Source organism: Cryptosporangium sp. NPDC048952, assembly GCF_043197895.1.
Taxonomy (GTDB): Bacteria; Actinomycetota; Actinomycetes; order Mycobacteriales; family Cryptosporangiaceae; genus Cryptosporangium.
This window is the reverse complement of sequence record NZ_JBICTY010000002.1, coordinates 1,415,095-1,427,216: the sequence shown is the minus strand read 5'-3', so window position 1 is coordinate 1,427,216 and position 12,122 is coordinate 1,415,095. Positions and strand designations below refer to the sequence as shown.

Below are 12,122 nucleotides of genomic sequence, written 5' to 3'. Positions count from 1 at the left end.
GCTGATCTCAAGAGAAATGGATGTGCCTCCGTTGACGACTATTGATCGTGTGGAGTTGACCGCGAGCCAGCGGGGTAACTGGGTGGCGCAGGGACTTGCTCTCGAGCCGTCAGCATTCTCTGCGGGTCAGGTGCTGTGGCTCAATGGTGCGGTTGACCCGGTCGTGTTCGCGTCGTCGGTGTCTGTCGTGTTCGCGGAGACCGAGGCGTTGCGTGTTCGTTTCGGCGATGACGATGGTGTCCCTTTTCAGTACGTGGACGCCACGACGACGCTCGAGACGACGATCGTTGATTCCGGCCGGGATGATGATCAGATTCGGGTGCTGGCCCGGGAGTATCTCGCCGGGATGCCCGCCTCGCCCTCGACGTCTTCGACTCTCGCCCGTCGTCGGGATGGGACGTGGGCGTGGATTCTGGTCACGAACATTCTGCTCGTTGATGGCTACAGCGTTTCTCTGTTCGTTCGCCGGGTGGCTGAGGTTTACGCTGCGGCGCGGGTCGGTGATCCGGTGCCGGAGCGTTGGTTCGGCGGACTGCGGGACGTCGTCGAGCGCGGCGGCTCCGGGGCCGACGAGGGTGTGGCGTATTGGCGTGGCGTCCTCGAAATGGACGACGCTGGCTTTGAGTCTCCGGAGAATCTTTCTGGGGCCTTCGTGTCCTCGTCCGAGCCGGTTGTCGTTCCGGTGGCTGACGATGTCTATCTGCGGGTGCAGCGACTTGCGCGTGCTGCGCGGGTGTCGTGGACCGATTTCCTGATTGCTGCGTGGGGCACGTATACCGCTCTGGTCGACGGTCGTGACTACGTGGCGGTTCGTGTTCCGCTGATGTTGCGTGACGGCCGGAAATTGCTGAGGACTCCGAGCGCCGTCTCTCGGGCGACTCCCGTTGTCGTGCCGGTCAGTCCCCATTCCACGTTCGCCGGTGTGCTTTCGATTGTCGCGGAGCAGCTGAAGGCATCGCGGCGTTACACGTCTGTTGAGGATCACGCGCTCGCTCGCTTGTGGCCGGGGGGCCAGGCGTCGTACTTGGCGTTTCCGACGATCAACATCAGGTTGTTCGAGTCGGCGCCGCGGCTGGGTGACGTGGTGGTGGTTCCGGAGACGATCAGTACCGGTCCGGTGGGGTCACTTGATCTCGCGGTCTACCGGAACGCGGAGTCCGGGATCCGTCTGGAGGTGTCCGTCGGCGCTGCCACGGGCGATGCGCTGCTGCATGCCGCGCAGTTCGGTCGGTTTCTCGAGGATCTTCTGGATGAGTCTGCTCGCACCCTGTACCAGTTGAGCACCAACGGTGCCGGGGGTACGGCGCAGGGGGAAGCGCTCGATGTTCCCGATTTGACGGTGGACGAGTGGGTGCGCCGGCAGGTGGCGGCGACGCCGGACGCTGTCGCTCTCGTCGCTGAGGACGGTAGTGAACTCACCTATGGCGACTTCGATGCGCGGGTCGACGCGTTTGCGCATCGCCTCGAGGAGAAGGGAGTGCGGGCCGGGGATCGGGTCGCGGTCGTCATGCCGCGTTCGGTGGATCTGGTGGTCGCGCTGGCCGGGGTTTGGCGGGTGGGGGCGGCGTACGTGCCGGTCGACCCCGCCTATCCCGCCGAACGTATCGAGCACATTCTCGAGGACGCCGCGCCTCGTGTGGTGATCACCGACCTCCGCACCGTTGAGGTGCGGGACCGCGTGCCCGCGCCGGTTGTGCACGGATCGGGTGCTGCGGTGGTGATCTTCACGTCGGGAACGACGGGCCGGCCGAAGGGCGTCGCGATTTCGCATCGTGCCTTGGTCAACCGGCTGATGTGGGGTGAGCGCGTACTGGAGTACGCCGCCGACAGTGTGGCGTTGTCGAAGAGCGGTGTGGGTTTCGTGGATGCGGTGACCGAATTGTTCGGGCCGCTGGTGGCCGGGGCTCGGGTCGTGGTGGTGCCCGCCCAGGACCCGGCGAAGTTGGCGGAGACGGTTGCCCGGCACGGTGTCACGCATCTGTTGACTGTGCCCAGTCTGGCTGACGTGCTGGTTCGTGGGCCCGCGGACTTGGCGTCGGTCCGGCATTGGGTTTCCTCGGGCGAGGCGCTCAGCCGGAACACCGCTGATGCGATGCGAACCGCCGCCCCGCATGCGGTGCTGCACAACTTCTACGGATCCACCGAGGTCACCGGTGATGCCACCGCAGCGGTCGGCACCTCGATCGGTGTTCCGGTGGCAAACACCTCGGTGCGGGTTCTCGACAGCTGGTTGCGTCCAGCACCGGTCGGCGAACTCTACGTCGGCGGGGTCCAGCTGGCGGATGGGTACGTGGGCCGCGCAGCTTTGACCGCTGAGCGGTTCGTGGCCGACGACCACGGCACACGCTTGTACCGCACCGGCGACATCGTGCGCTGGAACGCCCAGGGCCAGCTGGAGTACCTCGGCCGCAGCGACGACCAGGTCAAGATCCGCGGGTTCCGCATCGAGCTCGAAGAAGTCCGCGCGGTCCTCGAAGAACACCCCTCGGTGTCGAGCGCAGCGGTCGTCGCCCGGGATCACCCGGCCGGCGGCACGTATCTCGCCGCCTACGTCACCGGCCACCAACCGGCCGACCTGCGCGAGTACCTCGCACGATCGCTGCCCGATTACATGGTGCCGGCCACGTTCACGCACCTGGACGCGTTCCCGATCACCCCGAACGGCAAGCTGGACCGCCGAGCATTGCCCGAGCCGGATCTGGCCGTCGCGGAGGGCCGGGCACCACAGACCGACACCGAGATCGCTCTCGCCCGGGTGTTCCGCGAGGTCCTCCACCTCGACGAGATCGGCGTCGACAGCGACTTCTTCCGCATGGGCGGACACTCCCTGCTCGCCACCCGGGTCGTCGCACGCGCGAACGCGCTCCTCGGCTCCGCCCTCACGCTGCGGGACATCTTCGAGCATCCCCGCATCAGCGAACTCGCTCAGGTCGCTGACAACTCTGTCGCCGGACCGGCCGGGATACGCGTCGGTGACCTGCCACGCCCAGCCGTGCTCCCCGTCTCCCACGGGCAACAAGCCCTCTGGTTCACGGAGCAGATCGCCGGGCGTCAGATCTACCGCACCGAGGTCGTGCTGCGAGCAGATACACGCCTCGACCTCGACGCTCTGGCAACGGCAATTCGCCGCATCATCGCTCGTCACGAGATCCTTCGCACGATCCTCGTACCGGACGAGGACACCTCATCGCTCCGCCAAGTCATCCACGGAGCACCCGCCGAGGACACCACGGTTCTGGAGGTCGAGCACCTCGGCCCCGAGCCGCTCAGCGACAAAATCGCTCAGGTCTGCGCGCTGCCGCTCGACTTCACGTCCGAGTTCGGGCTGAAGTTCCACGTACTGCGCCACCCCGACGGCGATGTGCTCATCGCGTACGGGCACCACATGGTGACCGACGCGGATTCCTTCGGGACCCTCATCGCCGAACTGAACAGGTTCTATGCCGAAGCGGCCGCGGGCAATTCGATCGAGGCCGAGCCGCTGCCGACCCAATACGCCGACTTCGCGGTCTGGCAGCGACACGTGCTCGGAGACCGGAGCGATCCGGAGTCCCGCTATCGAGAGGGTCTTCAGTACTGGCAGGACGTACTGTCCGATCTGCCGACGGAGACCCCGCTACCCCTCGACCACTCACGCGACCAATCCGACGAACGAACCATTCGGCCCGCGACCACGTCGCTCTCCGGCGAGGAGACAGCCAGGCTCGACGAGCTACTCGTCGAGCACCGGGCAACGCCGCTCCAGGCGTTGATCGCGGCGCTGTCGTTGACGCTGTGGGACGAGGGCGCCGGTAGCACCGTGCCCATCGGCACCCCGGCCAGCTTGCGTGACCAGCCGGAGTTGCACGACCTCATCGGCTACTTCGTGAACACCGTCGTGGTGCGCACCGACATCGACGCCGGAGCCGGGTTCGCCCAGGCGCTGTTGCGTTGCCGCGATCGGATGCTCGAGGCCACTGACCACAAGCTCGTTCCGTTCGAGCACGTCGTCGAGGCGGTGAACCCGCCGCGGCGGGTCGGGATCAGTCCGCTCTTCCAGGTGATGGCCGCCTACCTGGGTAACCGTGGAGATGCGGGCGGAGCCTCGCCGCTGACCCACTACGCCTCGACCGCTGCGGATGGCCCGCTGGAATCCCAGCCCGCGCTGTTCGATCTCGTGTCGAGCATCGAGCGACTCGCCGGCGGATCGTTCGGAATGAATCTGAACGCGGCTCGCGAGTTGTTCTCGGCGGAAACCACGGTCCGGTTGCTGGAGAAGACAGCGCGGTTCCTCGCACTGGGTTCGCGGCACCCGGATCTGCCGGTCACGCTGCTCGCTCAGATCGTTCACGCAGGCGGCGACGGCTGGACCCAGGCCGTCGTCGACGCTCGCCTCTTCCGGCTGCCGCTCGAGGACTTCGACATCGCTGTGGCTCCGCTCTGGCGGGCGGCGATCGACCACGTCGGGCGCGCCCTGTGGGGAGAGAGCTCCACGCTGCGATTGGCGATCCGCGACAGCGGCGCCGGCGAACTGGTCGCCGAGACCAGCAACCCGGAGATGCTGGACACGGTGGGGGAGAAGCTCACCGAGCTGGTCACCGCCTACCAGGCAGACACTCCGATGGTCGTCGTCGCTTCTGGTCCGGACCCGGCTGAATACAGTGACGACGAGCTGACGGCGATCCTCGACGATCCGTTCTGGGAGGACTGGGTAGATCAGCTCGCCGATGCGGCCACGGTACTGCCGGAGGGAGGCGACTCGGTTGAATCGAGTGCCACGACCGGACGAGTGGCTTCGAATGCCGCCGAAACATCCCTGGGGTCCGTCGCACTGACGGCCGTCGCCAACGCCCTGGTCGGGATCGCTGACGGGGATCTGCTCGTGGAGTTCCACGAGCCCGACGGTCCTGTCAGCACGCGTCGACACCCCGTACTGCTCTCCGCGGGAGCCATCGGCCTGAGCCCGGAGCGAGTGGCCGAATACACCTCGCTGGTCGGACATCCCCGCTTCAGCCGCTTCTTCGACGATCTTCCGAGCCCACGGATACGAGTAGGTGTGTTCCGCAGCCGAGCGGAGTTGGTCGCCGATCCTGCTGCACCGGAGAGCGGACTCGACATCCAGGTCTTCGTCGCGGGTGGTGACGTCCGCGTCCGGGTGGCCGCAGCGCGCACGATTGATGTCGACACGAACGCGCTGGCCGCCGCCATCACCGAAGAGATCGATGGAGTCCCCGGCGGCGAGCGTCCAGAGATCTTCACTCTGCGTCGTGCTGACCGCGTCGCGGTGACGGCAGCCGAAGAAGAATCCATCCGAGCCCGCTACGGGCACGACGCCCAAATCCTTCCGCTTTCCCCCCTGCAGCGCGGACTGTTCTATCACCTACTGCGATCCCAGGAATCCGACGACCGCAACACCTACGTCGCGCAGGTGACCCGACAGATCGTCGGGAACCTCGACCCCGAGCGGATGACGACGTCCATTGCCAGTGCCATGGATCGGTATCCCAACCTCCGGGCAGCGTTCGTCCCGCCCGGGGACGTCCAGGTGATCCCGTCCGGCGTCGAAGTTCCGGTGCGGGCGATTCGACTGGACGAGTGGAGTGGCCTCGGGGTCGAGGTGGAGCAGTTCCTGGCGGCCGAGCGCGGTGAGCCGTTCGACTTCGAAGTCCCGCCGCTGATCCGTTTCACGCTGCTCGAACACGGCCACGAAACGTGGACGCTGGTGATGAGTTTCGAGCACATCCTGCTGGATGGCTGGTCGATCAACGCGCTGTTCGCCGAGATCCTTCGCATCTATGCCGACCCCGGATACGTCGAGCGGGTCCGGCCGTCGTCGTACCGCTCGTACCTGGACTGGGTCGACGACCAGGATCCCGAAGCCGCCTATCGCGCCTGGAACGGCTATCTCGCGGACCTGGCCGGTCCGACGCTGCTGCGCCCCGGCCTCGGTGACGGACAGAGCCAGACCGGTGAACTCCACCTCGACCTCACCTCGGCCGAGGCCGCGAGGGTCTTCGACGCCGCCCGGGACGCCGGCGTGACAGTCGGGACGTTGCTGCAGACTGCCTGGGGGATCGCGCTCAGCCGGCTCACCGGCAGCAATGACGTCGTGTTCGGTAACACGGTCTCGGGTCGGCCGCCGTCGCTGCCCGACGCCGATCGGATCATCGGGCTGCTGTTCAACACGGTCCCGATGCGGGTGAGCCTGCCCCCGTTCGAGTCGAATCGACAACTGCTCGCCCGGGTCCAATCCGAGCACCTGCTCGTCATCGACCATCCGCACGCTTCGCTGACGCAGATCCAGGCCAACGTCGGCGTTCCCGTTCTGTTCGACACGCTGTTCGTGGTGCAGAACGTGCCACTCGACAAGACCGCGGGGCCCGACACGGCCGGGTTGCAGGTCGTCGGTGCAAAGGTCGACGACGCGACGCACTACCCGGTGACGTTCGCTGTCGACCCGGAGGAGCGCGGTGGAGAGGCCACCGTGCACGTACGCCTGTCCTACCGCCGGGACGCCTTCGACGCCCCGGCCGCAGAGACGTTGCTCAACCGCTACGTACAGGTGCTCGGCTCTCTCGTCCGCCGGCTCGACGAACCCGTTGGCACGGTGTCCGCGCTGTTGCCGGACGAGACCGTCCCCCACACGGGTATCGCCGCTGATCTCGTCCGCGACATCGAACCGGTCACGGTCGCCGAATTGCTGGACCGGCAGGTGCGGCTGTCCGGATCGGAAACGGCGCTCGTCGCCGGGGATCGTGCGTTCACCTTCGACGAGTTTTCCGCCGAGGTGAATCGCTACGCCCGGCTGCTCCTCGAGGCGGGGGTACGCCCGGAGCATCGGGTCGCGCTTCTGCTGCCGCGCGACGAGCGCATGGTCATCGCGATGTTCGCGGTGTTCGCCGTCGGAGCCGCCTACGTCCCCGTGGACAACGAGCTGCCCGACGAACGGATCGGCTACATGCTCGGGGCCGCCGAACCGACAGTCACTCTGGTCACCGACGGCGACTTTTCTCGGCTCGACGCCACCGACACTCCCGGGTCGGTGCTCAACCTCGATGCAGCGGCGACGAGGGATCGCCTCGCGCGGTTCGACACGGATCCGGTCAGCGGTGGGCACGTCTCGCTGGACAACCTCGCGTACATCATCTTCACCTCGGGAACGACCGGACGGCCCAAAGGCGTCGCCGTTGGCTACCGAGGGCTGACGAACATGTACGTCAACCACGTCGAGAAGATCTTCGACCGTGTGGTGAGCCACCAGCGTGGGCGCCGGTTGCGGATCGCGCACACGACGTCCTTCTCGTTCGATGCCTCCTGGGAGCAGCTGTTCTGGCTGCTGAACGGGCACGAGGTCCACGTCATCGACGAGGAGCTGCGACGCGACCCGCAGCGGCTGCTGGCCCACTACGACACGATGTGCATCGACGGATTCGACGTGACGCCGTCCTACGGGCAACTGCTGGTCGAAGAAGGCCTGCTCGAGCGAGACCGGCCGGTCGGTCGGTCGGTGACTGCCGATGCGGCCGGCGTCGTCTTCGTCTCTCTCGGCGGTGAGGCCGTCCCCGACCGGTTGTGGAAGCAGCTGCGCGACGCACCCGGCGTCGAGTCGTACAACCTCTACGGGCCCACCGAGTACACGATCAACGCGCTCGGCGCCGATCTGGCCGACAGCACCACGTCGAGTGTGGGAACGCCGATCTTCAACACCCGGGCGTACATCCTCGACGAGAACCTGCAACCCACCCTTCCCGGTGTCGCCGGCGAGCTCTATCTCGCCGGTGACGGGATCGCACGCGGATACTGGGGCCAAGCGGCGATGACCGCCGAACGTTTCGTCGCCTGCCCGTGGGAGACCGCGGAACGGATGTACCGCACCGGAGATCTCGCCCGGTGGAACGACGACGGGATGATCGACTACCTCGGGCGCGCCGACGAGCAGATCAAGATTCGTGGTTACCGCATCGAGCCGGACGAGATCCGGGACGTCCTGCAGGAATTCCCCGGGGTGACGCGCGCGGAAGTGGTCGCGTTCGAGCATCCCACCGGCCTGCAGCTGGCTGCCTACTACAGCGTTTCCACCGACCGCGACATCACCGAGCCGCTGCGCACCCACCTGGCCACGTACCTGCCGGACTACATGGTTCCGGCATCGCTCATGACCGTGGAGTCCTTCCCCCTGACCCCGACAGGAAAGTTGGATCGACGCGCGTTGCCGCCGGCCGACGTGGTCGCGTCCGGCGCGGGTACCGGCCGGGCCCTCGAGTCGGGCACGGAGTTGGCGGTGGCCGCGATCTTCCGGAACGTGCTCGACCTCGACGAGAAACTGGCCCTGGGCGTCGGGGACGATTTCTTCCGTCTGGGCGGGCATTCGCTCGCGGCGATGCGGCTCGCCTCCCAGATGAATCGCACGTTCCCGGTGGACATCGCGATGAGGGACGTCATCACCGCTTCGACCATCGGTGAGCTGAGCTCGGTCGTCGACGGGAAGATGCAGCCGGAGGCAGATGCCGGCGTCGAGATCACCGCGATCGCGAGCCAACTCGTCCCGTCCACGAACGGACGCACCCTGTTCTGCGCGCACCCGAAGTTCGGCGCCTCGTCGATGTACTCGGAGTTGTCGACGTATCTGCCGCCGGGTGTCGGGCTGGTCGGCATCGACGATCCGGCGATGATCGGCCTGGAGGTCGAGTTCACCGACCTCGAGGACCTCTCGGCCACGTACGCCGACGTCGTCCAGGGGCTGCAGCCCGCCGGACCGTACGAACTGCTGGGCTGGTCGTACGGCGCGCACATCATGTTCGCGGTGGCGCGTCAGCTGGTCTCCCGAGGTGAGCGCGTCGAAACCCTGGTGATCGTGGACGCACTTCCTGCCGTCCAGGATGAATCAGGGCAGGTGCGCTATGCGGAGGAGGGATCCGCCGAAGCGGTGCGCGACGAGATGCGGGAGGCCTTCGGCGAGGAGGCGTACAACGAGTTGCTCGCCGACGTGAAGCAGCTGAAGGCCGTCGAGACGGCGGGACGTCGGTGCGAGGTTCTGACGTCAGTTCCGACGCGGGGTCATCTCGACATCGAAGCGCTCGTGATCGCGTCGGCCGCGACGAACTCGGCGCAGGGGGCGGAGGCACTGGGATGGAACGACTATCTGACCGGTACGTCCTTCTTTGTTGCGGAGAACGAAGACCACCAATCCATCCTCGAGCCCGACTCCGGTCTGCCGAAGTGGGGCCCGCTACTGACCGATCTGTTGGGTAAGTAGAACCGCCTACGCCCGGCTCCACGGAGCCGGGCGTAGGCGGTTTTCAGGAGATGGCGGCGGCGTCCTGCAGGCTGTCGAACAGGGCCGCGCGGCGCATGTAGGCGCGAGCGGTGTCGAAGTTCTCGGCGGTGCGACGCAGCTCGTCGAAGTTGTGCCGGCGAACCTCGGGGTCGCGTTCCTCCAGCAGCCGTTTGTTGGCGATCGTCTGGGCCTGGATGTAGTTCACCGCGGCGTGGCGGCGCTGGCGGCTGTACAGGTCGAGCAGATCGTCGTCGGCCTCACCGCGGATCACCGGGGGGAGCTTTTCCGCGAGGTTCACGGCGTCATGGATACCGCCGTTCATGCCCATGCCGCCGATCGGGTTGTTGACGTGGGCGCTGTCCCCGGCGAGCAGGATGCGCCCCGTGCGGAACGTCGCGGCGACGCGCTGATTGACCCCGTAGACGTTGACGTACTCGACCTGGTACGCGCCCGTCTTCGGGAAGAACTTCTGCAGCCGCTCCTCGACGCGCGCCGTCGACAACGCGGTGGCGTCGTCCTCGTCGTGGCTGATCGGCAGAATCACCCGCCAGAGTCCCTCGGGTGTCTCGCCGCGCACCTTGAACAGGTTGGCCCACTCGTGGGGGTCGGAGAAGTAGTTGCGGAACGACAGGTTCGACGTGACGGTCTTGAAGTCGAAGCTGGTCGCGATCTTGATGAACCGCTCCGGATAGGTGAACCCTTCGAACTCGATGCCGGCCAGCTTGCGCACCGTCGAGCGGCCACCGTCACAGCCGACGACGTACGCCGCCTGCAGGCGTTCCGTGCCCGCGGGTGAGGTGTACTCCACCTCGATGCCGTCCGCGGTTTCGGTCAGGCCGGTCAGCGTGGAGCAGAACCGCACGTCGAAGTCGGACTCGTTCGCGTACTCCGCGGCGATGGCGGCGGTCAGCTTGTACTGCTCGTACTGCAGCACGTACGGGAACCGGATCTCGTCCTCGAGCCGGCCGAGATCGAACTCCGCCACGAGGTCTCCGGTCGGCCGGTCGTGGAAGCGATAAGTGCTCGAGAGCAGGCTGTGCTCCCGGATCTTCTCGACGACGCCCAGCTCGTCGAGCATCTCCAGCGTGCTCGGATGGATGGTCGCGGCCCGCTGGTCCTTCACCGGTGCCGGCTCCGACTCGAGGACGGTGACCGGGATGCCCCGTCGGTTGAGCGCCAGGGCACACACCATTCCGACGGGGCCGGCGCCCACGATGGCGACTCGCGACATGCGACTAGTTCTGCTCACGCTGCAGGCGCTTGCTGACTTTGCCGACCGCGGTGTACGGGAATTCGTCGACGACCTCCACGACGTCGGGGAGTTTGTACGTGGCGAGGCCTCGTTCCCGCAGGAACCGACGCAGGTTGCCCAGGGTGAGGTCGGCCGCGTTCTCCGGCGACCGGGGGATCAGGTACACCTTGACGCGTTCTCCGAGAACGTCGTCGTCGACGCCGATCGCGGAGGCATTGTGTACGCCACCGTGCGCGAGGATCGCGTTCTCCAGTTCCTCGGGCGCGATCTTCTCGCCGCCGCGGTTGATCTGGTCTTTCGACCGGCCCACGACCCGGATGAATCCGCGTTCGTCGCGCTCGACGATGTCACCGGTGCGGTAGAAGCCATCGGTGGTGAACGCCAGCGCGTTCTGCTCGGGGTTGCGGTAGTACCCGAGAATCACCGACGGTCCTCGCGTCAGCAGGTGACCCGGCGCACCGGGTGGCACGTCGTTGCCCTCGTCGTCGACGACCCGGATCTCGTCGGCTTCCGACGCCGGGCGGCCCTGGTACCGCACGCTGGTGGCGCGATCGACGTCGGCGGGGTTGCTGACGACCAGGCCCTCGCCCATCCCGAAGCTCTGCGAGAGCTGCACGCCGAACTCCGGCTCGACACGACTCGCCACCGTTTCGGTCAGCTTCGCGCCGCCGCACATGATCACCTCCAAGCTGGAGAGGTCATAGGTCTTGCGGAGCGAGGAGTTCAGCCAGGCCAGCAGGATCGGGGGCACCAGCGACACGCGGTTGACCCGGTGCTTCTCGATCAGCGGGAACGCCGAATCGGGGCTGCCGTTGGGTGCGATCACGATCGTCGCGCCCACACTGAACGCGCCGAGAAAGCCGGGGGAGCGCGTCGACATGCTGTGGCAGATCGGGATGACCAGCAGGTGCACCGTCCGGTAGACGATGCCCCGTTCGCCCACGCTTCGCCGCAGCGCGTACCCGTACGTCTGGTGAGTGTGCGGCATCAGTTTCGGAACACCCGTCGTACCGCCGGAGATCTGCAGCAGCGCGACGTCCTGCGGGCTGCACCGCCGCGCGTGCTCGATCGATCCTTTCGACAGCAAGGCGTCGTACTCCGCACCGCCGCCGCCACGGTTGAGGATGACGGTGTGCTCCAGATGGGGCCAGCGGTCCTTCAGGTCGGCAGCCATCGCCGCGAGATCGGTGCTGCCGTCCGAGGCGACAGTGATGTAGACGCGGGCCTCCGCGATGCGAACGAAATGCTCGATCTCCAGGCGGCGGTGTGCGATGGGCGCGACGACGGGGACCACGCCGAGTTCCCACAGGGCGAAGACGAAGACGATGTACTCGTAGGTATTGGGGAGATGCACCACCACCCGGTCCCCACGGCGCAGTCCCAACTCCTGCAGGCCGGCGGCGAGGCGCAGGATCTCGTCGGTGAGCTGTGCGTAGGTCAGCTGGGTGTCGCGGTCGATGACCGCGACCTTGTCCGGGTAGCGCTCCGCGGTGGCGAACAACAGTTCAGGAAGCGTCTGATCTCGCCAGTGACCCTGAGCGAGGTAGTCGGCCACCGCCTCCGCCGGATACGGAACGACGCCGTCGAGGACCAGCGGTTCGATGCTCATGGTTT

Annotated in this window: 3 protein-coding genes and 1 pseudogene; 2 read left to right on the top strand and 2 right to left on the bottom strand. The window is 66.7% G+C overall.

Annotation, left to right across the window (positions count from 1 at the left end; genetic code table 11):
* Nucleotides 1–16: 16 nt before the first annotated feature.
* Nucleotides 17–919: pseudogene (locus ACGFY5_RS14905) on the top strand (condensation domain-containing protein); the annotation flags it as partial.
* Between the two features lie 3 nt (nt 920–922).
* On the top strand, nt 923–9,235 hold the full coding sequence (locus tag ACGFY5_RS14900; RefSeq protein WP_392720514.1) for an amino acid adenylation domain-containing protein: 8,313 nt from the start codon (nt 923–925) through the stop codon (nt 9,233–9,235).
* 43 nt (nt 9,236–9,278) lie between these two features.
* On the opposite strand, the gene ACGFY5_RS14895 is transcribed toward ACGFY5_RS14900, so the two are convergent.
* Together ACGFY5_RS14895 and ACGFY5_RS14890 are read right to left on the bottom strand one after the other, a co-directional pair.
* Complete coding sequence (locus ACGFY5_RS14895) at nt 9,279–10,487, bottom strand: FAD-dependent oxidoreductase (RefSeq protein ID WP_392720165.1); 1,209 nt, start codon at nt 10,485–10,487, stop codon at nt 9,279–9,281.
* Nucleotides 10,488–10,491: 4 nt separating this feature from the next.
* Entirely contained in the window at nt 10,492–12,117 is a 1,626-nt protein-coding gene (locus tag ACGFY5_RS14890) for a (2,3-dihydroxybenzoyl)adenylate synthase (RefSeq protein WP_392720164.1), read from the bottom strand.
* Nucleotides 12,118–12,122 lie beyond the last annotated feature (5 nt).